Origin of the sequence: Nonomuraea sp. NPDC052116 (genome assembly GCF_040680035.1) — a bacterium.
Taxonomy (GTDB): Bacteria; Actinomycetota; Actinomycetes; order Streptosporangiales; family Streptosporangiaceae; genus Nonomuraea; species Nonomuraea angiospora_A.
The window spans coordinates 95,799-117,746 of sequence record NZ_JBFAWA010000017.1 but is presented as its reverse complement, the minus strand read 5'-3'; the positions used below and the strand labels follow the sequence as shown (position 1 = coordinate 117,746).

Annotated in this window: 27 protein-coding genes and 1 tRNA gene; 11 read left to right on the top strand and 17 right to left on the bottom strand. The window is 68.8% G+C overall.

Going from position 1 to position 21,948, the window contains the following annotated elements; all coding sequences use genetic code 11:
- Positions 1 to 25: 25 nt before the first annotated feature.
- Both AB0L65_RS30430 and AB0L65_RS30425 read right to left on the bottom strand, forming a co-directional pair.
- On the bottom strand, positions 26 to 679 hold the full coding sequence (locus tag AB0L65_RS30430; RefSeq protein ID WP_350724149.1) for a response regulator transcription factor: 654 nt from the start codon (positions 677 to 679) through the stop codon (positions 26 to 28).
- A complete protein-coding gene (locus AB0L65_RS30425) occupies positions 679 to 2,109 on the bottom strand; it encodes a histidine kinase (protein WP_364251914.1) in 1,431 nt (476 codons plus the stop codon). The genes AB0L65_RS30430 and AB0L65_RS30425 overlap by 1 nt, the downstream gene beginning before the upstream one ends.
- Before the next feature lie 109 nt (positions 2,110 to 2,218).
- Here AB0L65_RS30425 and AB0L65_RS30420 point away from each other — a divergent pair, with 109 nt between their 5' ends.
- Together AB0L65_RS30420 and AB0L65_RS30415 are read left to right on the top strand one after the other, a co-directional pair.
- Entirely contained in the window at positions 2,219 to 3,124 is a 906-nt protein-coding gene (locus AB0L65_RS30420) for an ABC transporter ATP-binding protein (RefSeq protein WP_364251911.1), read from the top strand.
- Entirely contained in the window at positions 3,121 to 3,849 is a 729-nt protein-coding gene (locus tag AB0L65_RS30415) for an ABC transporter permease (RefSeq protein ID WP_364251908.1), read from the top strand. Before AB0L65_RS30420 ends, AB0L65_RS30415 begins: the two co-directional genes overlap by 4 nt.
- A 2-nt stretch (positions 3,850 to 3,851) precedes the next feature.
- On the opposite strand, the gene AB0L65_RS30410 is transcribed toward AB0L65_RS30415, so the two are convergent.
- Positions 3,852 to 4,766: an SMP-30/gluconolactonase/LRE family protein gene (locus tag AB0L65_RS30410; RefSeq protein ID WP_364251905.1), complete on the bottom strand. Its 915-nt coding sequence runs from the start codon at positions 4,764 to 4,766 to the stop codon at positions 3,852 to 3,854.
- A 56-nt stretch (positions 4,767 to 4,822) separates the two neighbouring features.
- Between AB0L65_RS30410 and AB0L65_RS30405 the strand changes: the two genes are divergently transcribed.
- Both AB0L65_RS30405 and soxR read left to right on the top strand, forming a co-directional pair.
- Positions 4,823 to 5,254 (top strand): Lrp/AsnC family transcriptional regulator, encoded by a 432-nt coding sequence (locus tag AB0L65_RS30405; protein WP_364251902.1) that lies wholly within the window; start codon positions 4,823 to 4,825, stop codon positions 5,252 to 5,254.
- Between the two features lie 9 nt (positions 5,255 to 5,263).
- Positions 5,264 to 5,797: a redox-sensitive transcriptional activator SoxR gene (soxR, locus tag AB0L65_RS30400; protein ID WP_364251899.1), complete on the top strand. Its 534-nt coding sequence runs from the start codon at positions 5,264 to 5,266 to the stop codon at positions 5,795 to 5,797.
- A 137-nt stretch (positions 5,798 to 5,934) separates the two neighbouring features.
- Here soxR and AB0L65_RS30395 read toward each other — a convergent pair whose 3' ends face one another.
- The 7 genes from AB0L65_RS30395 to upp all read right to left on the bottom strand — a co-directional run bounded on the left by AB0L65_RS30395 (position 5,935) and on the right by upp (position 10,469).
- Complete coding sequence (locus AB0L65_RS30395; protein ID WP_364251896.1) at positions 5,935 to 6,387, bottom strand: universal stress protein; 453 nt, start codon at positions 6,385 to 6,387, stop codon at positions 5,935 to 5,937.
- Between the two features lie 99 nt (positions 6,388 to 6,486).
- Positions 6,487 to 7,161, bottom strand: coding sequence for a FadR/GntR family transcriptional regulator (locus tag AB0L65_RS30390; protein ID WP_350724133.1), 675 nt, complete (start codon positions 7,159 to 7,161; stop codon positions 6,487 to 6,489).
- Between the two features lie 100 nt (positions 7,162 to 7,261).
- A complete protein-coding gene (locus AB0L65_RS30385) occupies positions 7,262 to 8,605 on the bottom strand; it encodes a helix-turn-helix transcriptional regulator (protein ID WP_364251893.1) in 1,344 nt (447 codons plus the stop codon).
- Positions 8,606 to 8,701: 96 nt separating this feature from the next.
- A complete protein-coding gene (locus AB0L65_RS30380; RefSeq protein ID WP_192788987.1) occupies positions 8,702 to 9,235 on the bottom strand; it encodes a PH domain-containing protein in 534 nt (177 codons plus the stop codon).
- Positions 9,232 to 9,414 carry a hypothetical protein gene (locus AB0L65_RS30375; protein WP_192794450.1) on the bottom strand — a complete coding sequence of 61 codons (183 nt, stop codon included), beginning with the start codon at positions 9,412 to 9,414 and terminating at the stop codon, positions 9,232 to 9,234. The genes AB0L65_RS30380 and AB0L65_RS30375 overlap by 4 nt, the downstream gene beginning before the upstream one ends.
- A 71-nt stretch (positions 9,415 to 9,485) precedes the next feature.
- Positions 9,486 to 9,710: a hypothetical protein gene (locus AB0L65_RS30370; RefSeq protein ID WP_192788986.1), complete on the bottom strand. Its 225-nt coding sequence runs from the start codon at positions 9,708 to 9,710 to the stop codon at positions 9,486 to 9,488.
- Between the two features lie 120 nt (positions 9,711 to 9,830).
- Positions 9,831 to 10,469 carry a uracil phosphoribosyltransferase gene (upp, locus tag AB0L65_RS30365; RefSeq protein ID WP_350724129.1) on the bottom strand — a complete coding sequence of 213 codons (639 nt, stop codon included), beginning with the start codon at positions 10,467 to 10,469 and terminating at the stop codon, positions 9,831 to 9,833.
- A gap of 198 nt (positions 10,470 to 10,667) precedes the next feature.
- On the opposite strand from upp, the gene AB0L65_RS30360 reads away from it, so the two are divergent.
- The 4 genes from AB0L65_RS30360 (at position 10,668) to AB0L65_RS30345 (ending at position 12,249) form a co-directional block, all read left to right on the top strand.
- A complete protein-coding gene (locus AB0L65_RS30360; protein ID WP_355192944.1) occupies positions 10,668 to 11,186 on the top strand; it encodes a tRNA adenosine deaminase-associated protein in 519 nt (172 codons plus the stop codon).
- 17 nt (positions 11,187 to 11,203) lie between these two features.
- Complete coding sequence (locus tag AB0L65_RS30355; protein WP_364251890.1) at positions 11,204 to 11,680, top strand: tRNA adenosine deaminase-associated protein; 477 nt, start codon at positions 11,204 to 11,206, stop codon at positions 11,678 to 11,680.
- Positions 11,681 to 11,711: 31 nt separating this feature from the next.
- The gene (tadA, locus tag AB0L65_RS30350) at positions 11,712 to 12,149 is read left to right on the top strand and encodes a tRNA adenosine(34) deaminase TadA (protein ID WP_364252213.1); all 438 of its coding nucleotides are present in this window, start codon (positions 11,712 to 11,714) and stop codon (positions 12,147 to 12,149) included.
- 10 nt (positions 12,150 to 12,159) lie between these two features.
- A tRNA-Ser gene (locus AB0L65_RS30345) sits at positions 12,160 to 12,249 on the top strand.
- Positions 12,250 to 12,381: 132 nt separating this feature from the next.
- Here AB0L65_RS30345 and AB0L65_RS30340 read toward each other — a convergent pair.
- From AB0L65_RS30340 to AB0L65_RS30330, 3 genes are read right to left on the bottom strand one after another with little or no spacing between them, the layout of a single operon-like run.
- Entirely contained in the window at positions 12,382 to 12,678 is a 297-nt protein-coding gene (locus tag AB0L65_RS30340; RefSeq protein ID WP_185069514.1) for a type II toxin-antitoxin system VapB family antitoxin, read from the bottom strand.
- Positions 12,679 to 12,726: 48 nt separating this feature from the next.
- Entirely contained in the window at positions 12,727 to 13,572 is an 846-nt protein-coding gene (locus AB0L65_RS30335; RefSeq protein WP_364251887.1) for a neutral zinc metallopeptidase, read from the bottom strand.
- A gap of 55 nt (positions 13,573 to 13,627) precedes the next feature.
- A complete protein-coding gene (locus AB0L65_RS30330) occupies positions 13,628 to 14,575 on the bottom strand; it encodes a neutral zinc metallopeptidase (protein ID WP_364251884.1) in 948 nt (315 codons plus the stop codon).
- 98 nt (positions 14,576 to 14,673) lie between these two features.
- Between AB0L65_RS30330 and AB0L65_RS30325 the strand changes: the two genes are divergently transcribed.
- On the top strand, positions 14,674 to 15,303 hold the full coding sequence (locus tag AB0L65_RS30325; RefSeq protein WP_364251881.1) for a LysE family translocator: 630 nt from the start codon (positions 14,674 to 14,676) through the stop codon (positions 15,301 to 15,303).
- Positions 15,304 to 15,335: 32 nt separating this feature from the next.
- Here AB0L65_RS30325 and AB0L65_RS30320 read toward each other — a convergent pair whose 3' ends face one another.
- The gene (locus AB0L65_RS30320) at positions 15,336 to 16,823 is read right to left on the bottom strand and encodes an MFS transporter (RefSeq protein WP_364251878.1); all 1,488 of its coding nucleotides are present in this window, start codon (positions 16,821 to 16,823) and stop codon (positions 15,336 to 15,338) included.
- A 219-nt stretch (positions 16,824 to 17,042) separates the two neighbouring features.
- Here AB0L65_RS30320 and AB0L65_RS30315 point away from each other — a divergent pair, with 219 nt between their 5' ends.
- On the top strand, positions 17,043 to 17,414 hold the full coding sequence (locus AB0L65_RS30315) for a YciI family protein (RefSeq protein WP_350724098.1): 372 nt from the start codon (positions 17,043 to 17,045) through the stop codon (positions 17,412 to 17,414).
- Positions 17,411 to 18,622, top strand: coding sequence for a sigma-70 family RNA polymerase sigma factor (locus AB0L65_RS30310; RefSeq protein WP_364251875.1), 1,212 nt, complete (start codon positions 17,411 to 17,413; stop codon positions 18,620 to 18,622). The genes AB0L65_RS30315 and AB0L65_RS30310 overlap by 4 nt, the downstream gene beginning before the upstream one ends.
- 14 nt (positions 18,623 to 18,636) lie before the next feature.
- On the opposite strand, the gene AB0L65_RS30305 is transcribed toward AB0L65_RS30310, so the two are convergent.
- The 3 genes from AB0L65_RS30305 to AB0L65_RS30295 all read right to left on the bottom strand — a co-directional run bounded on the left by AB0L65_RS30305 (position 18,637) and on the right by AB0L65_RS30295 (position 20,828).
- Positions 18,637 to 19,413, bottom strand: coding sequence for a class I SAM-dependent methyltransferase (locus AB0L65_RS30305; RefSeq protein ID WP_364251872.1), 777 nt, complete (start codon positions 19,411 to 19,413; stop codon positions 18,637 to 18,639).
- Positions 19,414 to 19,427: 14 nt separating this feature from the next.
- A complete protein-coding gene (locus AB0L65_RS30300) occupies positions 19,428 to 19,994 on the bottom strand; it encodes a hypothetical protein (RefSeq protein ID WP_364251869.1) in 567 nt (188 codons plus the stop codon).
- A gap of 567 nt (positions 19,995 to 20,561) precedes the next feature.
- Positions 20,562 to 20,828 carry a hypothetical protein gene (locus tag AB0L65_RS30295; protein ID WP_364251866.1) on the bottom strand — a complete coding sequence of 89 codons (267 nt, stop codon included), beginning with the start codon at positions 20,826 to 20,828 and terminating at the stop codon, positions 20,562 to 20,564.
- Between the last annotated feature and the right edge of the window lie 1,120 nt (positions 20,829 to 21,948).

The window sequence follows — 21,948 nt, the reverse complement described above, 5'->3', positions numbered from 1 at the left end:
ATGGCCAACCCCAGGTGGAGGGTTCCTAGCGGCTGTTGAGATAGGCGAGTACGGCCAGTACGCGGCGGTTGTCGTCGTCCGACGGCGCGAGCCCCAGCTTGGCGAAAATGGAGGCCGTGTGCTTGGCCACGGCGCTCTCGCTCAGATAGAGCCGCTGGCAGATGGCCGTGTTGGAGCGCCCTTCCGCCATGGCCTCCAGCACCTCCCGCTCGCGCGGCGTGAGCGCGGCCAGCGGTTCGTGCCTGGCGTTGCTGGCCAGCAGCTTGGCGATGACCTCGGGGTCCATGGCCGTGCCGCCCTCGGCGACCCTGCGTACGGCGTCGATGAACTGCTCGGCGTTGAAGACCCGGTCCTTGAGCAGATAGCCGATCGCGCCCGAGCCGTCGGCCAGCAGCTCGCGCGCGTAGAGCTGCTCGACGTGCTGGGACAGCACGAGGACGGGCAGCCCGGGCACCTGCTTCCTGGCCGCGAGCGCCGCCTGCAGCCCCTCGTCCGTGAACGTGGGCGGCAGCCGCACGTCCACGATCGAGACGTCGGGCCGCAGCTCCAGCAGGCCCCGCAGCAGCTCGGGCCCGCTCTCCACGGCCGCCACGACCGAGAAGCCGTGGGCCTGGAGCAGGTGCACCAGCCCGTCTCTGAGCAGGTAGAGGTCCTCGGCGACGAGTACGCGGTTCTTCATCAGCACCAGGGTTTGATCGGCGTGGCACGCGCGAGCCAGAGGTCGCGGTTGTGGTTGGAGGGTATCCAGATGGCCAGGATGTGCATGCACAGGCCCAGGGTGATCATGCCGAGGATGACCGGCCACTGCCAGGGCCCGGGCAGGTACAGGGCGAGGAACCAGCTCTTCTCCTCGACGCCGATCGTCTTCATGACGCCGGCCACGATGCCCTGAGGGAAGGTCGGGCACCAGGCCGTGGCCCAGAGGAACACGACGACGGCCGCCTTCCAGCGCGGCAGCCGGGGCAGGCTGCCCGCCCAGTGCTCGGGCAGCACCCGGGGCAGCTCCATCGCCACGGTGGTGGGGCCGCCAGGCGGGCTGTTCAGGGCGAGCAGCCCGTCGAAGGCGGCCAGCCGCCGCTCGATCCCGGACAGGCCGCTGCCCTTGGCCGGGTCGGCGCCGCCCAGGCCGTCGTCGGTGACCGTGACGCGCAGGTTGGGGCCGTCGGTGCTGAGGTCCACCGTCGCCGCCTGAGCGTCGCCGTGCCGGGCGGCGTTGGAGAGCAGCTCGCTGACCGCGAAGTACACCGCCGCCTCCACCGGCGCCTCCGGCCGGTGCGGCAGGTCGACGTCCACCGTGACCTGCAAGGGGCTGTCCATGGCCAGCGCGCGTACGGCGTCGGCCAGCCCGCGCTCGGCCAGCACCGGAGGGTGGATGCCGCGGATGACCCGGCGCAGCTCGGTCAGCGTCTCGGAGGAGGCGTCCCGGGCCTTCGACAGCAGCGCCTTGGCCGCCGCGGGATCGTCGTCGACGAGCTGCTCGACCGCGCCCAGCGTCATGCCGATCGCCACCAGCCGGGCCTGCGTGCCGTCGTGCAGGTCCCGCTCGATCCGGCGCATCTCGGCCGCCTGCGAGTCGGCGGCCAGGTTACGCGTCCGCTTGAGGTGGCTCACCTGGCTCGCCAGGCGGCTGGCGACGGTCGCGCGGAGTATCAGGTCGCTCCAGAGGGCGTAGATCCGCATGCCACGCTCGGGGAGCGTGACGAACACCGGCAGCAGCGCCGCCTTCACCACCGGTTCGAGCGCCAGCCAGATCATGTCGCGCCAGGTCGCCGGGTCGGAGATCAGCCACTTCCACCGGTTGTTCCACGCGGGGATCCGCGGCGTCTTGTAGAGGGTCCGGTCGGAGCGGTAGAGGCCGTCCGCCTGCGGCTCCGGCGGCGGGGGCTTGGGCAGGTACGGGGACTCGATGTGGACGTCGGTCCAGCTCCGCATCAGCCGCCGGTTGAGCTCGGCCAGCCTCCTGACCAGCTGGACCTGGGGCGAATACAGGAACACCATGCCCACCCCGAACGACAGCACCAGCATGGTGAGGCTGAGCACGATCGCCGGCACCTCGACGAGGAGGAGCGCGACCAGCGCCGCGGCCTGACCGAACCTTCGGAGCAGCATGCCTCCAGTCTGGTCCAACGGGCGCGACCGGACCATTGCACCTAGGTACACCCTTGCCCGACATCCAGCCGGATTCCCCGGCGAAGGCCGTGTTCCTAGCGTCGTCTGCATGAAGGTCATCGAAGTCAGGAACTTGCGCAAGCAGTACCCGGACCACCTGGCGGTCGACGACGTGTCGTTCGAGGTGGCGGAGGGTGAGATCTTCGGCATCCTCGGCCCGAACGGCGCGGGCAAGACCACCACGGTCGAGTGCGTGGCCGGCCTGCGCGTGCCCGACGGCGGCACCGTACGGGTGGCCGGGCTGGACCCGCAGCTCAACAGGGGCGAGCTGCGGCATGTGCTGGGCATGCAGCTGCAGAGCGCGGCGCTGCCCGAGAAGATCAAGGTGTGGGAGGCCATGGACCTGTACGCCTCCTTCTACCCGGACCCCGCCGACTGGTCCGAGCTGCTCGAACGGGTCGGCCTCGGCGGCAAGCGCGACACGGCGTTCAAGAAACTCTCCGGCGGGCAGCGCCAGCGGCTCTCGGTCGCGCTGGCGCTGGTCGGCAGGCCGCGCGTGGCGGTGCTGGACGAGCTGACCACCGGGCTCGACCCGCAGGCCCGCAGGGACACCTGGGAGCTGGTCGAGCAGGTACGCGACTCCGGCGTGACGATCGTGCTGGTCACCCACTTCATGGAGGAGGCCGAGCGCCTCTGCGACCGGCTCGCGCTCATCGACGCGGGCAAGGTGGCGGCCACGGACACGCCTGCCGGGCTCATCGCGCAGGTGGGCGGGGAGCAGCGGCTGAGGTTCCGGCCGTCGGCTCCGGTCGACGACGCCTTGCTCCGGGCCCTGCCGGAGGTACGCGAGGTCACGAGGAGCGGCGAACAACTCGTGGTGAGCGGTACGGGCAACCTCGCGCCGGCCGTCACGCTCGCCCTGGCCCAGCACGGGGTCGTCCCAGGAGACCTGCGGATCGAGCAGACCACGCTCGACGACGCGTTCCTCGCACTCACCGGAAGGAAGCTGTCATGAAGCTGCTCCTCGTGGAGACCAAGCTGCACCTGCGCGAATGGCCGTTCCTGCTCTTCACGGTCGGGCTGCCGGTCGCGCTCCTGCTGGTGCTGGGCCTCAGCATCCCGGACATGACCCAGCCCGGGGCGTCGGGGGAGCGGGCAGTGGACACGCAGATGCCGAGCCTGATGACGCTGCTCTCGCTGCTGACCCTGGCCTGCAGCGTGGTGCCCGCGGTGCTGACCGGGTACCGCGAGCAAGGGGTGCTCAGGCGGATGTCCACCACGCCCGTGCACCCGGCACGGCTGCTGGGGGTGCAGCTCCTGATCAACCTGGTGGTCGGAGCGGTCACCACGGCCCTGCTGATCGTGACGGGCTCGCTGGTGTTCGGGTCGGCGGCGCCGCGGCAGTGGGTGGGATTCATCCTGGTCTTCCTGCTCGGCAGCGCCGCGTTGCAGGCCATCGGGCTGGTGATCGCCGCGCTGGCGCCCAACGCGAAGGTCGCGCCGGGGATCGGGTCCGCGGTGATGTTCCCGCTGATGTTCCTTGGGGGCATGTGGGTGCCGCGCGACCTCATGCCGGACGCACTGCGGACGGTCAGCGACTACTCCGTCGCGGGCCCGTTCGCCCAGGCGCTCAGGGACACCTGGGCGGGCCACGCGCCGCAGACCGCGCACCTCGTGGTGGTGGGCGCCGCGCTGCTGATCTTCAGCGGGCTGGCCGTGCGGCTGTTCAGGTGGGAGTGAGGCTAGCGCCCGGCCCAGACCGGGCGCGCGCCGGTGACGTTGGTCATCAGGGAGTAGAGCGAGGACGAGGCCGTGATGAACATCCGGTTGCGCTTGAGCCCGCCGAACACCAGGTTGGCCGTGGGCTCCGGCAGCTTCAGCCGACCGATCAGCGTGCCGTCCGGGTCGTAGCAGAGCAGCGCCCTGCCTGCCGCGGCCCAGACGCGGCCCGTGTCGTCGAGCCGCAGGCCGTCGAAGATGTCCTGCTCCGTCCCCTCGGCGAAGACCTTGCCACCGGCCAGCGTGCCGTCCTCGCGCACCTCGAACACGCGCAGGTGCTTCATTCGCGTGTCGGCGACGTAGAGCCGGCTCTCGTCGAGCGAGAACGCCAGGCCGTTGGGGCGGGCGAAGTCGTCGGCCACGACGCGGACCTCGCCCGTCACCGGGTCGGCGCGGTAGACGTGACAGCCGTCGATCTCCTGCTCGGCGGCGTAGCCCTCGTAGTTGCTGAGGATCCCGTACGGCGGGTCGGTGAACCAGATCGACCCGTCGGAGCGGACCACGACGTCGTTGGGGCTGTTGAGCCGCCTGCCCTCCCAGCGGTCGGCGACGACCGTGATCGAGCCGTCATGCTCGGTGCGGGTGACGCGGCGGTTGCCGTGTTCGCAGGAGATCAGCCGGCCCTCGCGGTCGAGGGTGTTGCCGTTGGTGTAACCGGACGGCTGGCGGAACAGGCCGACCGCGCCCGTCATCTCGTCCCAGCGCAGCATCCGCTCGTTGGGGATGTCGCTCCAGACCAGGAACCGGCCGGCCGGGAAGTAAACAGGGCCCTCCGCCCAGCGGGTGCCGGTGTGGAGGCGTTCGACATAGTCGTCTCCGCCTACCACGGCGAACCGCTCGTCGAGCACCTCGAACTCAGTGGGGATCGTGTCCGTCATGCCGTCCACAATATGCTGTTCGGCACTGCTGGCATATCACCGGATAGCATTCGGTTGTGGATGATATCGACAGAATGCTGATCGGCCTGCTGCAGGAGGACGCGACGCGGTCGTACGCGGTGCTGGGCAAGGCGGTGGGGCTGTCCAGCGGGGCCGCGCACGAGCGGGTGCGCAAGCTCCGCGAGCGCGGGGTGATCAGGCGTACGACGATCGAGGTGGACCAGGCGGCGCTCGGGCGCGCGGTGACGGCGTACGTGCTGGTGGACGGCAGCACGTGGATGGGCGACAGCGCCGACCGTCTGGCGGCGATCCCGGAGGTCGAGGAGGCGCACGTCATCGCGGGTCCCGCGTCGGTGCTGCTCAAGGTCCGTACGGCCGGGACAGTGGAGCTGCAGGACGTGCTGCGCCGGGTGTTCGGGGTGGACGGAGTCACGGGGACGCAGACGATCGTGGTCCTCGAGACCCTGTTCGAGCGAACCCTCAAGTAATCTCCAGGTATGACGAAGGTCGCCTGGAACACCAAGGAGCTCACCGTCGGCGAGCTCGCCGAACGCAGCGGGGTCGCCGTGTCCGCCCTGCACTTCTACGAGACCAAGGGCCTGATCAAGAGTCGCCGTACGGCCGGCAACCAGCGCCGGTACACCCGCGACAGCCTGCGCAGGGTCGCGTTCATCAGGCTGGCCCAGCGCATCGGCATCCCCCTGAAGACCATCAAGGACGCCCTGGCCGAGCTGCCGGACGAGCGCACGCCCAACCGGGACGACTGGGCCCGGCTGTCGGCCGCCTGGCGCGGGGAGCTGGACGACCGGATCGAGCAGCTTCAGCGGCTGCGCGACGATCTCACGGACTGCATCGGGTGCGGCTGCCTGTCGCTCGACCGGTGCCCGGTGGCCAACCCCCACGACCGGCTCGGCGACGAGGGGCCTGGCGCGCGCCGCATCGACACCCGCCTCTGCCCCCCACCCCAGGCCTGCGCCCCCTCACCCGGCTGCGCCACCTTCACGGAAACGCCCCTCCCCACGGCCTCCTGACGCCCCACCCCGGGGCTGCCCCTCGCCGTCGTCACGGTCGGGCCCGGCCCCTGGAGGGACCCCGAGGCCGTCCTCCTCACGCAAAAGGACCCCAGCCGAAGTGCGGTGGCGCGCTTCGACTGAGGTCCTGAGCTCTCTCAGCGGGCGGGCTTGGCCGGCGGGACGATGAGCGTCGGCCGGTGCGCGTGATGGAGCACGTGGTTGGACACACTGCCCAGCAACACCGACCGCACCCCCGCCAACCCCCGCGACCCCGTGACGATCACCGAGGCATCCACCTCATCCGCCACATCGACAATCGTCTTCCAGATCGACTCGTTGTCAGCCACCGCCCGATAGGTGACATCCGAGAGCCCGGCCGCGATGGCCAGCTCGGCTCCCTCCCGGGCATGCTGTTCCGCCTGCGCGTGCGACTCGTCCTCGGTGCTCTGGTCGAGGGCGCCCGCGGCCAGCGGATACTTCTTGAGCTGCACGAGCAGCGGCTCCCACACTGTGACGACGACGGTGGGCTCGGCGGCGAGATGCTTGGCCGCGAACTCGATCGCGGTCCGCGCGTCGGCCGAGCCGTCGTAGGCGACAAGGATGGTCATGGCGTTCTTCCTTTCGCTTCACTCTTCCGCTAAAGCACCGAAGCGATCGGGCGCCATTCCAGAGCCGGCTGTCTCCTTTGTCACACCCCGGGGGAGGGGTCAGGACTCGGTGAGGGCGATGAGGATGTGTTCCATGCAGGCGTGACCCGCCCGCTCGGCCGCCGCAGCGTCCCCGGCCGCGATGGCGCGGGCGATGGCGTCGTGCGGGATGTAGCTCTTGTCGAGCGAGGTCCCCGCGGCCGTGATGCTGGCGCGCAGAGCCGCCGAGAAGTCCTCGTACAGGTCGATCAGCACCAGGTTGTGCGTCGCGTGCGCCACGGCCATGTGGAAGGCCAGGTCGGCCTCGACGAAGTAGTCGGGGTCGTCCAGCTCCCAGGCCCGGTCGCGCTCGGCCAGGGCCGCCTCGATGCGCTTGATGTCGTCGTCCGTGCGCCGGGTGGCGGCCAGGCGCGCGGACTCGACCTCAAGCGCACGACGTACCTCGAGGATCTCGAGCTGCTCGGCCTGCTTGAGCCGCCGCAGCATCGCGCCGGACAGCTCGCTGGTCGCGCGGACGTAAGTGCCGTCCCCCTGACGGCACTCGAGCAGCCCGGCGTGCGTGAGCGCGCGTACGGCCTCCCGAACGGTGTTGCGACCCACCCCGAGCTGCTCGGCGAGCACCGTCTCGGTCGGGATCTTGCCGTTCATCGGCCACGACCCTGAGGTGATCTGCTCCTTGAGCTGATCGATCACCTGGTCGACGAGCGAAGCCCGCTGCGCCGTACGCAGACTCACAGTCCGCCTCCTCCGGGGAAACCAATCATCCTATGAGTCAATGACTGGTAGACCCTAATTATTCCAGACTCAAAACGCCAAATCTGGAGCTCCCGGAGGATCAGCGCGAAACTGTGGCGTCGACGGTCACCCCCGCCATGGCCGAACGGACTCCAGCGGCTTCGAGGGCCTTACGATATGCGGCGGTCTGTTGTGTTCTGGACCCGGCCCTGCCGTAGAGGTCGCCCAGCTCACGCCAGCAGCGCGCGGCCTGCCGATCCGAGCCGAACACCGGCCGGTCGAGCGTGTCGAGCGCCTGGTGAGCGTCGCGCAGGTGCGCGGAGGCGTCGCCCCCCTCGTCGAACGCGACGGTGGCCAGCACGAGGTGGGCCTCGGCGGGCGTGGTGCCGGCGCGGTCGTGCGACAGGCTCAGAGCCGTGTTCGCCAGCTCGCTCGCCCGCGCCGAGGCGCCGGTCCGCAGCACGACCCGCGCGTGCACGATGAGGCTCTCGCCGTGCTCGCGCGCCGTGCCGGGGAACGTGGCGAACGCCTCGGCGGCGGCCGAGATGAGGCGCTCGGCCTCGTCGGCCGGCACCGTGGTCAGCCTGGACCAGTGCATGGCGGTCCTGGCCAGCTGCAGCGACAGCCGGGCCTGGCGGCCGGCCATGATGGCGTCGTCGGCGAGGCGCACGGCCAGCGCCGAGTCCTCGCCGGCAGCGGCGGCGGCGCTCGCGTGCCACAGCGCCTGGATCTCTCCGGAACGGTCCACAACTTGAGGAACGCCGGTCAGAGCCAGCACCCGCTGGACGTATCCCAGCTCGCGGGACTCGCTCTCGCGCTCGCTGCGCGCCTCGACCAGAGCGGCTGCCAGGTCGACGGCGATCTCGCCCTGCGTGATGGACAGCCGCTCGGCCTGCTGGAGGGCGGCGGTGGCCAGGTCGCGGGCCCGCAGGCGGTCGCCCGCCCGCTGGTAGCAGCGGCTCAGTGCGATCGTGAGCGGGAGGTCGGCCAGCCGCTCGGGGTGAGCCGCGGCCTCCCTGCGCAGGCGCTCGAACGCCTCCACCGCCTGGCCGAGGCGACCCTGGGCCTCGAGCGCGCGCGCCCTGCCGAACCGGGCGTGCGCGGTCAGCATGGCGTTTTCCTCGTCGGCCGCCTTCACGATCTCCGTGAAGCGGTCGGCGGCGACGGACGGGTCGCCATGCTGCAGCTCGAGCTCGGCGTGACGCAGGCCGAGCTCCGTGTCGATGCGCTGCCGAGGTTCGATCCCGTGAAGGAGGAACTCGGTCGTGCACCCCAGCCGCTCGGCCAGCAGCCGGGCCACGACAGGAGTCGGCGTGCGCTTGCCCGACTCAATGAGCGAGACATAACTGTCAGACAGGTCGGGTCCGGCCAGTTGGGCCTGGGACATCCGCCTGTTCAGCCGCAGTCCGCGGACGCGGTCACCGATGGTTCCCTGACTCGGCATCTCATCTCTCAAGGCGGGGAAGGGTCAACAACACGCAATGATTGCATGAAGTAGCCGAATCGGGTATCCCCGAGTGAAGAATTCCCCGCGAGGAGATTAATCGTCGCTCTCGTCCTTGCTGGGAAAAAGCATCCCGCAGACCTCGAGGTACAGCGTCTCGGGGTACGGAATGTACTCCACCGTCGAGAGTGCCTGGTCCTGACCTGCTGACTCGAGGATGAACTCACCGTAACCGAGCATGCGCCCAAGCAGACTTCTTTGGAAGCTCATGTCGGTGACCTTGCCCAAAGGCATCATCGCGACCTTACGGGTGATCAAGCCCGTTGTCAGCAGCATGCGCTTCGAAGTCACCACAAAGTAATCGACCGACCACTCCGCGACTTTCCACACGAAACGCACCAGAAGCAGGAGCCACAACCACCACACGACGACGAGCGCCGTGCCACCCTGATCGCTGCCTCCGAAGAACTTGCTGAGCAAGCCCGCGACGATCAGGCCGGCGAGCACCTCGGCAACCGGCCGTAGCAAGATCGCAGGGTGCCGCCGGACCATGATGAACTGTTGTTCTTGGGGGAGAAGGTATCGGTTGACCGACGACGGGGCGGAGTCCCCGTGGGTCACAAGTCTCATGACAGGCTGTTCACAAATTGAGCCAGCGAGTCGGCCGCGTTGAACACCGTGTCGAACGCTCCTCTCACCGCGTCCGCGGCGTCAGATGGTCGCGCGAACAGGTAGTACGCGACAAATGCGATACCACCGTATGTGAGGACTTTTTTGACCTGCACCGTCGCCTCCGTGCCCTTACCCACTCCACCCGCCCTATACATTACCCACCCGGATGCCCGGGTAAAGATGCCTTCGCGGGATAGTTTTGATCTTGTCAGCCGCGTTCGCTGGCCACCAGGGCCAGGACGTGAAGGTGCTTGCGTGCGATGCGCTCTACAAGGCTTGGATGGGCGTAACCGGTGACCTCCAGCGCGCCGTAGTGCGCAGCTTCAACGCAGCGCGTTACGGTGGTCGCGGAGTGGATGCCGGCGAACTCGTCGCACAGCACAGTTTCCACCTCCGCGTACGGAGCCGGCTCCGCCTCGCTGTGATCGCTCATCGTGCTCCCCCACGCGCATGCGGAAGTTGCCTTCCTGCCTCTTCGTACCCACGAAACAACAGTATGTAACGAAGAGATGACTGCGTGTGACGGGAAAGGTGCTTTTCAGCCGTCGTGGCGTCAGACCACGCCGTAGAGGCGGTCGCCCGCGTCGCCGAGGCCGGGCACGATGTAGCCGTTCTCGTTGAGCCGCTCGTCGAGCGCGGCGGTCACCACGCGGATGGGCTTGCCCGAGTTGGCGAACACCTTGTCCATGTACGCCAGGCCCTCGGGGGCGGCCAGCAGGCAGATGGCCGTGACGTCGACCGCGCCCCTGTCGAACAGGAACTGCACGGCCGCCGCCAGCGTGCCGCCGGTGGCCAGCATCGGGTCGACGACGTAGCACTGGCGCCCGGACAGGTCGTCGGGCAGCCGCGTGGCGTACGTCTCGGCCTGGAGGGTGGACTCGTTCCTGATCATGCCGAGGAACCCGACCTCGGCCGTGGGCAGCAGCCTGGTCATGCCGTCGAGCATGCCGAGCCCGGCGCGCAGGATGGGCACCACCAGGGGGTACGGCTTGGCCAGTCGCACGCCGTGGGCGGGGGCCACGGGCGTCTCGACCGTGACGTCGTTGATCCGCACGTCGCGGGTGGCCTCGTACGCGAGCAGCGTCACCAGCTCGTCCGCGAGCCTGCGGAAGGTCGGCGAGTCGGTGCGGACATCGCGCAGCGTGGTGAGCTTGTGGGCCACGAGCGGATGGTCGACGACGAGGGTTTCCATAAGCGGCAAGGCTATCCGCTGGCGAACGTGCATGGGGACCCCCCGCCACCTGCGGTGCTCCCCTGACCGCGCCCACCCCCGACGGTCCCTCAGGCCATGGGTTTTGATCACAATTTAGTCCGAGAGGCACACGCCTCGTGCGCGGGTCTGGAACGATTGGGTGCTGGTAATACCTGTCGTGTCAGAAGTCGGGTGGGGATGGCGATGGCAGACGAAGATGACGCTCTGGACTTCGCCATCGTGGTCTATCGCGAGGACGGGTGCTGGGATGCCGAGCTCCTGCCGGTCGTGCTCACGTCCGACCTGCAGGGGTTGATCCATGCCCTGCGTCAGCAGCCGAGCGAGAGCGGGACGATCGGCCTGGTCGCCGTGGGTGACGAGTTCTTCGTAGCCTTGCGGGTCCTGGGCGAGCGGGTGGACGTGTTCCTGTCCGACATCGCGGCCTCCTGGGACTTCCCGCTGGCCCGCCAGGTTCTCGAGTACCTCGACGTGCCGGTGCCGGACGAGGAGGAGCTCGACGAGATCCTCCAGGACGAGGAGACCGTGCTCCCCGCCGGAGATCTGTCGATCTTCGCCGATCTCGGGTTGGACGAGATGGAGCTGGGCATCCTCTCCGGCGACATCGACTTGCTGCCCGAAGATGTGCTGTCCAGCATCGCCGCGCGGCTCGGCTTCTCCGAGCCGTTCGAGCGTGCCATCGAATCGGTCTTCGGCTGACCCCCTGGAGCTCGGACATGGCGTCCAACACCTTCTCTGCGGCTTTCGTCAGGACTTCGGACGGCTGGAGCGGCGCCGAGATCGATCTGAGCGCGGCCGAGATCGTCGACGACCTCGGTGACGCGGTCACGGAGACGCTGAGCCTCTCCGGCGACGAGCTGGCCCTGCTCTGCGTCGAGGTCGAGGACGAGTGGTTCGCGATCGCCCGCTACCGGGGCGAGGAGGAGCCGCGCGTGTTCCTGTCGGACGCGCACGCGATCCTGTCCGACCCGCTCGGCGAGCTGTTCGCCGAGTTCGCCGGCGTGGCGCCCGACAAGGAGGCCAACGGCCTCGGCGTGCGCCCGGCCGGCGACTACGAGCTGCTGAGCGACCTCGGGCTCAGCTCCGAGGAGCTGCTGGAGCTGAGCATGGAGGAGGGCATGCTGCCGGCCGACATCCTGTCGGTGATCGCCGAGCGGCTGGCCTTCGCCGACGAGCTCGACCGGCTGCGGTGACCCGGCTCTCGCTGTGACGTACGAGGAGGCCATGCGCCTGGCGCTGGCGGAGGCCGTCACGGCGGGGTCCAGGGGAGAGATCCCCGTGGGCGCGGTGGTGCTCGACCCGCTCGGCGAGGTCCTGTCCGCGGCGGGCAACGACCGCGAGTCCTCCGCCGACCCGACGGCCCACGCCGAGGTTCTCGCGCTCCGGGAGGCCGCCGTGCGGCGCGGGCAGTGGCGGCTGACCGGCTGCACGCTCGTCGTGACCCTGGAGCCCTGCACGATGTGCGCGGGCGCCGCTGTACTGGCCCGAGTCGACCGGATCGTGTACGGCGCGGTGGACGAGAAGGGCGGGGCCGTGGGCTCGCTCTGGGACGTCGTACGCGACCGCCGGCTCAACCATCGGCCCGAGGTCGTCATGGGAGTGTTGGCGGACGAGTGCTCGTCGGTACTAAAGCGGTTCTTCGCTACTCGCCGGATCCGGTAAGCTCATGCGCGGTGGTGTCGCCTAGTGGCCGAGGGCGCACGCCTCGAAAGCGTGTGATGGGGCAACTCATCCGTGGGTTCAAATCCCACCACCACCGCCACGAGAAGGGCCTCCGACCTACGGGTCGGGGGCCCTTCGTCATGCGGCGGGGCGCTCCCGAGTCTTTCCAACATCATTCATGGAGCGCATGCGAAAAGGGAGCCGCGAATCCCGCGGCTCCCTTTTTCCTTTCTCAGTTGGGCAGCTCGAGGACCCTGGCGTGCAGGATCGATCTTTGGTGCAGGGCCGCGCGCAACGCGCGGTGCAGACCGTCCTCCAGATAGAGCTCGCCCTGCCACTGCACCACGTGCGGGAAAAGGTCGCCGTAGAAGGTGGAGTCGGCGGCGAGCAGCGAATGCAGGTCCAGTACGGCCTTCGTGGTGATCAACGAGTCGAGCCGGACCTGCCGTGGAGGGATCTGCGCCCACTCTCGGTTAGAGAGACCGTGGTCGGGATAAGGGCGTCCGTCGCCGACAAGCTTGAAGATCACCCCCCCGATTTTAGGAGAGAATCCGATTCCTTGCGTTGTCCGGGAGCGTCAGCGCAGGTCGCCCGGTTCGCAGGAGTCGGCTGTGCCCTTTTCGTAGCCGCGTTGGAAGGCGTTGACGCGTTGCTTCGAGCTGCCGTGCGTGAACGATTCAGGATCGATTCTGCCTTGGGTGCGTTGCTGGATTCTGTCGTCGCCGACCGCCGCGGCGGCGTCCAGGGCCTCGGAGATATCCGTCCGGGTGAACGGCTTCTCGTAGAAGCCCGTCTTGACCGCGTTGTGCGCCCAGACGCCGGCGTAGCAGTCCGCCTGGAGTTCGGTGGAGACGGAGGAGCCGCCCGTGTCGAGCGCGCCGAGCAGGTCCTGCACGTGGTGGCCGTACTCGTGGGCGATCACGTACGCCTGCGCGAACGGGCCGCCCTTGGCGCCGAACTGGGTGTGGAGCTGGTCGAAGAAGCTCAGGTCGAGGTAGACGCGCTGGTCGCCGGGGCAGTAGAAGGGGCCGACCGCCGAGCTGGCCGTGCCGCAGCTCGTACGTAAGCGACCGGAGTAGAGGATGGTCTTCGCCGCCCGATATCCCGAAATTTCCTGCTTCCAGTAGTCCTGGATGCTGTTGACCACGCCCACCACCCGGCACCGCTCCGACTGGTCGGCGTCCTTGCCCGTCCGGCACTGCCCGGACAGGTTGGACGGGGACCGCCGCTGGGCGGGCTCGGCGCCGCCGCCACCGCCCACGTTGTTCAGCACGACGACCAGCACGAGCACGATCAGGCCGACGATGCCGCCACCGCCGATGATCATGCCGCCGGGGAAGCCGCCGCCGCCACCGCCCGAATAACCGCCGCCGGCATCCTCCACCTGCGAGGAGTCGAGCTCGACGTCGTCCCTGAAGTCCATGCTGACGTCCCTTCTGGGGGTGCCGCCCGCATGACAGCTTCCCCACAGAGCCGTATCAAATACCTCCGGAGAACGTGTCGCACCGCTTGGGGTCCCCGCTGTCGTACCCGACGCTGAACCAGCTCTCCCGCTGCCGCGACGTGCCGTGGGTGAAGGCGTCGGGGGTCACCCGGCCCTGCGTGCGGCGCTGGATGCTGTCGTCGCCGACCGCCGCGGCCGCGCTGAGCGCCTGGTCGATGTCCGTCTGGGAGAACGGCTCCCGGAAGAAGCCGGTCTTGACCGCGTTGTGCGCCCAGACGCCCGCGTAGCAGTCGGCCTGCAGTTCCAGCCGCACCGACGGGCTGCCTGCGCCGGGCCTGCTGTCGGGGCCGACCCTGTTCATGGTGCCGAGCAGGTTCTGGACGTGGTGGCCGTACTCGTGGGCGACCACGTACGCCTGCGCGAACGGACCGCCCTCGGCGCCGAAGTCGCGCTGGAGCGTGTTGAAGAACGACAGGTCGAGATAGACCTTGCGATCGACGGGGCAGTAGAACGGCCCCACGGCGGCGTCGGCCGTGCCGCAGCCGGTGTTGACCGCGTTGGAGAACAGCACGGTCCTGGCGGGTTTGTACGTGCGCCCGCGCTCCTGGAACGCCTGCCGCCAGTACGTCTGGATGCTGTTGACCGTGCCGACGACGCGGCAGTCCTCGGACTGCTCGGCATCGGCGCCGGTCCGGCACCGCGCCGCCAGGTTGCCGGTCTGGGCGGGTATGGCCGGGGCGCTCGGCTGCCGCCCGCCGCCCTGCGGCCCGCCTCCCTGGCCGCTGAACGGCGAGGGGATGACCCCGAACAGGAACAGCCCGGCCGCCGCCAGGATGAGCAGCAGGCAGCCGCCGCAGCCTCCTCGGCCGCCGATGGGCAGCATGCACCCGCCCGGCATCCCGCCCCCGCCCGGCTGCGGACCGGAGGCCCGTACGTCCTCGACCTGCGACGGATCGAGTTGCGCGTCGTCGTCGAACTGCATGCCTCCCTACTCCCCAGCAACGGGTCAAATACGCAGCGCGACATACTGGGATGCGCGCGACCGGATATGTCCGCTAATCTGCCGATATGACGGCTGGCTTGATCGGAATCGCGCTGGTGTCGCTGGGCATGGTTCTCACGCCCGGGCCGAACATGGTCTATCTGATCTCACGATCGATCTCCCAGGGCCGCCGGGCCGGCCTGATCTCCCTCACCGGGGTCTTCCTCGGTTTCACGCTCTACCTGACCGCGACGTGCCTGGGGCTGACGGCGGTCTTCGCGTACGTACCGGCCGCCTACACGGCACTCAAGCTCGCCGGCGCCGGGTACCTGCTCTGGCTGGCCTGGAACGCCGTCAAGCCGGGCGGCACCTCGGCCTTCCAGCCGCGCACGCTCACCCCCGAACCCCCGCGCAAGCTGTTCGGCATGGGTCTGCTGACCTGCCTGCTCAACCCCAAGATCGCCATTCTGTACCTGTCGCTGCTCCCGCAGTTCATCGACCCTTCGATGGGCCACGTACTGCTGCAGAGCCTGGCGCTCGGCTCGGTCCAGATCGTGGTCGCCACCACGGTCAACGGCCTGATCGCCATCTCGGCCGGGGCCCTGGCCGCCTTCCTGGGCAGCCGCCCCCTCTGGCTCCGCGTCCAGCGCTACGTCACCGGCACGATCCTCGGCGCCTTCGCCATCCACATGGCCACCGACCGATCGAAGGCCCTGGTGCCCGCCTAGCGTCGGCGCGGCTGACAGCGGCGACCACGGGCTCATGAGCGAGCGCCCTCGGGGAGCGGGGCCGAGGCGGCCCGGGTTGCCGGGCGCATGGCCAGGACCAGTACGGCCATCCCGGCGAAGATGACCGCGGCGACACCGCCCGTGACGTGCAGGCCGGCCGTGAAGGCCTCCCGCGCCGCGTGCAGCAGTTCCGCACCTTGATCGGTGGGAAGGTGCCGGCCCGCGGCGACCGCGCCGGCCAGCGAGTCGGACGTGCCGTTCATCCGGCTGCGGTAGACCACCGCCGCCACCACGCCGAGCAGCGCGAAGCCGAGCGAGCCGCCGAAGTAGTTGCCGGTCTCCGACATCGACGCCGCCGAGCCGGCGCGCTCCGGCGGAACGGACCCGATGACCAGGCCGGTGCCCAGCGCGAACAGCGGGCCGGTGCCCAGCGCCAGTACGGTGATGCCGATCATCACCAGCGGCAGGGCGCTCGGACCGTCGACGGCGACCAGCAGCAGGCTGCCCAGCGCAGATCCCACCAGCCCGCTGGCGATCGCGGTCGTCTGCTTCACCCGCCGGGCCAGCGCCGGCGCGGCCATGGTGCCGACCGCCACGCCCAGGCCCATGGGCGCGAACAGCACCGCCGACGCGACCGGCGAGAACCCCAGCACGCTCTGCAGGTACTGGGTCACCAGCAGGCCCGTGCCGGCCATGGCGATGCCAGCGAAGACCAGCGCAACGATCACGGCCGTGAGCGGCCGGTTGCGGAGCAGCCGCAGGTCCAGCAGCGGCGTCTCCAGCCGCAGCTGCCGGCGTACGAAGAGCGATCCGACGACCGCGCCGACGACGAGGGCCACCGCCGGGACGACCGGCACGCTCTCGACGGTCAGCTGCTTGAGGCCGTAGACCATCAGAAGCACCGCCACGAGAGACAGCCCGACGCTGGCCGGGTCCAGCCGGCCGGCCTGGTCGCTGCGGAACTCCGGCAGCAGGACCGGCCCGGTGAGGAGCAGCAGCGCCATCGCCGGCACGGCGACCAGGAATACCGATCCCCACCAGAAGTGCTGGAGCAGGAACCCGGCGAGCACGGGTCCGAGCGCGCCGCCGGTGAACTGGCAGGTCGCCCAGATCGCGATGGCCTGCCCGCGCTGCCGTTCGTCGCGGAACATGTTGGTGATCAAGGCAAGCGTGGACGGCGCCAGGGTCGCGCCGGCGATGCCCAGGAGCGCCCGTGCGACGATCAGCATCAGCGGGCTGACCGCGAAGGCGGCCACGACCGACAGCACCGCGAACGCCGCCGCGCCGATCATCAGCAGCCGCCGGCGGCCGATCCGGTCGCCGAGCGTCCCCATCGTGATGACCATGCCGGCCACCATGAACCCGTAGCTGTCACTGATCCACAGCTGCTCGACGTTGGTGGCACCCAGGTCGGCGCTCAGCTGGGGAAGCGCGAGGAGCAACGCCGTCATGTCCATCGCGACGAGCAATGTCGGCAGCATGAGGACGGCCAGTCCCAGCCATGCCCGGTTGACTCTCATATCCGGAACTCCCTGTTCTCTCGACGTTTCGCCGGTTGGTCGGAGCGGTCGAGAGTTTCTTGACATCGACACGGGGGAGACCTCGCGCGACCGCCGCCACGGTGGGGCGGCGAAAAACTCATGCGAATGTTCTGCCGGGGGATGTCAAGACGGCGGCGGCGGCTCCGACCAACCGGTCGAAGGCCCCGGCCGGGGCTCGCGAACCACAAGGAGGACACGATGAAGTTCCTGATCAGCCTGCACATCAATCCGGCCGTGCTGGACGCGCTGACCGACGAGGAGAAGGCGGCGATCGGTGATGGCCACGGCAGGTTCATCGAGGCGCTGAAGGAATCCGGCGAGCTGATCACCACGCAGGCGCTGGTCGACCCGTCACAGGCGGCTGTGGTGTCCGTGCGCAACGGCCAGCCGGTGGTGACCGACGGCCCTTTCCTGGAGGCGAAGGAGTACCTGGGCGGCTTCTACCTGATCGACTGCGAGAACAAGGAGCGGGCGATCGAGCTGGCGACACAGATCCCGGACACCGCGATCCAGGGTCTGGGGGTGGAGGTGCGGCAGGTGATGTTCGCTGACGGACAATTGGAGGCATGACGACATCAGCCATCGAGGACCTGCTGCGTGAGCTCACGCCGCAGGTCCTCGGCGCGTTGGTACGCCGGCACGGCCAGTTCGAGGAGTGCGAGGACGCCGTGCAGGAGGCCGTCCTCGCCGCCACCGTGCAGTGGCCGGCCGAGGGGCTGCCGGACAACCCGCGCGGCTGGCTGGTGACCGTCGCCTCCCGGCGGCTCATCGACCAGATGCGCAGTGACCATGCGCGCCGCGAGCGCGAGTCGGCCACGGCCACCGAGGTGAAGCCCGAGGACGTGCCGGACACCGACGACACGCTCGTCCTGCTGTTCCTGTGCTGCCATCCGACCCTGACCGCGGCCTCCCAGACCGCCCTGACGCTGCGGGCGGTCGGCGGCCTGACCACTGCTGAGATCGCCCGCGCGTTCCTGGTGCCGGAGGCCACGATGGCGGCCAGGATCAGCCGGGCCAAGCAGCGCATCAAGGCCGCCGGCAGCTCGTTCGGCCTGCCGGAGGGCCCGGAGCGCGAGGAACGGCTGCAGGTCGTCCTGCACGTGCTCTACCTGATCTTCAACGAGGGCTACACCGCCTCCTCTGGCAGCGAGTTGCACCGCTCCGACCTCGCGCACGAGGCGATCCGGCTGGCCAGGATGGTGCACGCGCAACTGCCCGAGGACGGCGAGGTGACCGGGCTGCTCGCGCTGATGCTGCTGACCGACGCTCGCCGGCAGGCACGTACGACGGCGGCCGGCGACCTGATACCGCTGGACGAGCAGGACCGTACGAAGTGGGACCGGGGGCTGATCGACGAGGGCATCGAGCTGGTCAAGGCGTCGCTGGCCGGCCCGGCGCTGGGGCCCTACCAGTTGCAGGCCGCCATCGCCGCCACGCACGCCGACGCGGCCACGGCCGAGGAGACCGACTGGCCGCAGGTGCACGCCCTCTACCTGATCCTCGAACGGATCGCGCCCAACCCGATGGTCACCCTCAACCGCGCGATCGCGCTCGCCGAGACCGAGGGCCCGTCGGCCGGGCTGGCCCTGCTGTCCACGTTGGACGGCGACGAGCGGATGGCCGGGCATCACCGGCTGCTGTCCGTACGGGCGCATCTGCTGGAGCAGACCGGCGACACGGCCGGAGCGTACGAGCACTACCGGCGCGCCGCGAAGTCCACGGCCAGCCTCGCCGAGCAGCGATACCTCGAGTCCCGGGCCGGCCGGGTGAAACCCTAGATTTCGCATACGCTTCAGGGCCGCCTGGCGACCAGCACCTCGCTCGCCAGCTCCTGCTCCCACCGGCCTGCCGGATTGTCGGCGAGCAACGCCCGTCGCAGCGTCTCGACGAACACGGGCAGACGGCCGCCCAGCCTGGCGGGCGAGCTGTAGGAGTAGGAGAGCTGGAGCCCGACCAGCCCATCCACGTCCCAGACCAGCCGCCGGCTGAACACCCGGGATTCCACCCTGCCGAAGGGCGAGGCGGCCAGCACCTCGTGGTGGTGCTCGCCGGTCGCGTGGAACGAGTTGGCGGCCGTGCCGATGTCGAGGCCGAACTCCTCGCACACCCGCCTCTCGACCGGCTGCCACGGTTGCGAATCCGGCTGCCACGGCTCTCCCCGCCGCCTCGCCGGACCGACCAGCGCCACCGCGCCGCCGGCCGGCAGCAGCTCGTCCAGCTCCGTCAGCACGGACCTACGATCCATCCAGTGGAACGACCGACCCATCACCACCTGCTCGAACGGCGGCAACCCCCGCAGAACGGTCGAGTCGCCCCGCACCCAGGTGATGTTGGCGACACCCCCGGCCAGCCGCCTCCCTTCGGCGAGCATCTCCCGCGCCGGATCCACCGCGAGCACCGCCCTCACCCGCCGGGCCAGCGGGATCGCGATCGTCCCCGGACCACAGCCGAGATCCAGCACCCGGCTGGCCTCGCCGAACGTCTCCGCCAGGTGCTCCATCGCCGCCCGGCCGTAGCCCGGACGGTATCTCGCGTAGTACGGCGCAGCCCCGCCGAACAGATCCTCCACGGACGGGACACCTGTCAGCAGTTGACGGAGGCGGTGGTCCGGGGCCGGCCTGAGGCGGGGTCCAGGGCCACGGGGAACGTCCGCCCGTCGACCACCCGGATCTCGACCGAACTCGGCCCTGTCCACCTGACCGAGTCGAAGGCGTCAGCGGGGTCGTCGTCATTGAAGCAGCCCAGATACCACTCCCTGCTGTGGAGCCCGTCGTCCTTGCGGATGCTGAGCCGCATGATCGCGTCCGGTCCGAGTCCGGCTGCCGCCTGCTGAAGCCGGACCCGGTACGGCGCCGGTCCGTCGACGAAGCCGACCTCCTCGGTAGCGGTGAGCGCGGTGGCGACCAACCCCACGAACAGCGCGGCACTCGCACCCAGCCCGGCGAGGATGATGATCGTGGTCCGTACCCACCTCCACCGCAGCCCGAGGGCGCCCAACGTCATCAACGCGCAGGCCAGCACACCGAGCGCGAACGGATGGTTCAGATGCTCCCTCAAGAGCACCAGGTCGGAGTCCTGGACGAGCACCAGAACTGCGAGGCAGCCCGTGAGGAGCGAGGCGGCCAGCAGCACGAGCGAGCGAGTAGGCATCGCGGATCCCATCGGTGAGGCGCCTCCGAGATCATGACAGCGCCGCGATGCCGTCAACCGCTCAGTGCACAGAATCTCGACAAAACCGCCTCCAGCGTTACACCTGATGACGACCGGCCGGCCTGTGAGTCCGTACACCGACCATCACGAGTGGAAGGCCCTGCTCACGACACCCGTCACACCGCGGCCGACCACGTCGGGGGTCTCAGCTGGAAGGCGGAAAGAGGCCCTGGACAGGCCAACTGAGGCCCGGAATAGCGAAAGGGGCCGACTTGGATGGGGTCGGCCCCTTCGCGTTTACTGCCTCAACCAGGCGCGGAGGATAGGGGATTTGAACCCCTGATAGGTTGCCCTATACACGCTTTCCAAGTCTGCGGATATTTGTGCGGCTGAGTCCGCAGAGGCATCTGAGCAGGTATTGAGGCGCATTGCGAACCCGCATGAACGCCTCTGTTCGGAGGCGTACTGAGACCCAAATTGAGACCCGCGGTAGTGAGCTGTTGGCTACTGCCGCGGGCCCGGAGAGGGAAGTAGCGATCAGGCTGCCTTCCTCTCCGTCGAAGGGTTTCAGGATCGACGACGCATCAACTTGAAGATGCGGTCCATCACCTTGAACGCGGCCGAGCGGCGTTCGGGATTGCGGGACCAAACCGCAGGCAGGATCACTCCCAGGACAAGCATGAGGGCGAGGATGCCGATGAAGACGAGCGCGGCAGGGCTGCCCAGCAGCTGCGCCGTCGGCTGCGGAGCAGGCGCGGATTCTACGCGCTGCAGCGCGCCCTCCCACCTGCCGACCTGGTCTTCCTTGCTGATTTCGCGTACACTCGCGTACACGTGTGGCCTCCTAGGGGTCATACGAACTGTGGAATGACGGCCCCCCCGGTACCAGCGGGGGGGCTGTTTCCGTTTCCGGACAGCATGGCCGTCATGTTGTGCTCTCAGAGGAGAGCACGGGGACACACTACCGCCTCTGCGGCCCTCAGATCACTTCTAAGCCCATAATTCCCGCGAGCTGCCTCTCGGGGACCCTGAAGGGCTGCTCGCTCGCCAGGATTGACTACAGCGCTGTCTGGAGCTATGCGTATGTGCGCGCGGTTATAGCACACCTCGGGCTGTTGTGGGGTGTAGCAGCCCTGTGAAAGTTAGTGCAGGCGCAAGCCAGCTCGAAAGATCAAGCTGCATGGCCGGTACTGTGACTATTTTAGTCACAGTGCCGTTCGTGTGGTTGAATCGGCCGCGTTAGCTCAAGCTGATGCATAAGTGCATATCAACCAACTTGCAAAATGAGCAATCGCCCTAATGCTTTGCTTGACGGAATGTGCTTGCTAAGCCTGCTCGTTGTACCAAGAAGATCAGTTGCCGGTCCGAGAAGAGTGAACCGTCCAGACGGGGGCGTGTAGGCGCTAAATGGCTGATGCGTAATGCCAACTGCGCTTCGCAATTACGGCTGATCTCAAGATGCAAATACAACGTCCTTCGGAGCTTGAGAGCGAAGCTCCTCATGTATGGGAAGTATGGTTAACTCGCGACTGGCGTAGGTGCTGGTTGGTGCAGTGGGCCCCCGTATGAGTGGGTGGATCTCGTGCGGGAGTTGCGGCTGGGTTTGTAGGTGATGCTCCCCGCGCACGCGGGGATGGTCCCTCGCCCACGGGCCTGCGTTTGCAACTCGGTCTGTGCTCCCCGCGCACGCGGGGATGGATCGGCTTGGATCGCTTGCGGCTCCCGCGCGGGCGTGGTACTCGCGCGGGCGCGCTAAAGAGAAGAGGTGTGACTCGTCTCTGGCGTTTCCGGTTGCCCAGGGCGGGCGGCTCGCGTAGGTGCTGGTCGGTGCAGTGGGCTCCCGCATGAGTGGGTGGATCTCGTGCGGGAGTTGCGGCTGGTTTGGTAGGTGACGCTCCCCGCGCACGCGGGGATGGATCGGCTTGGATCGCTTGCGGCTCCCGCGCGGGCGTGG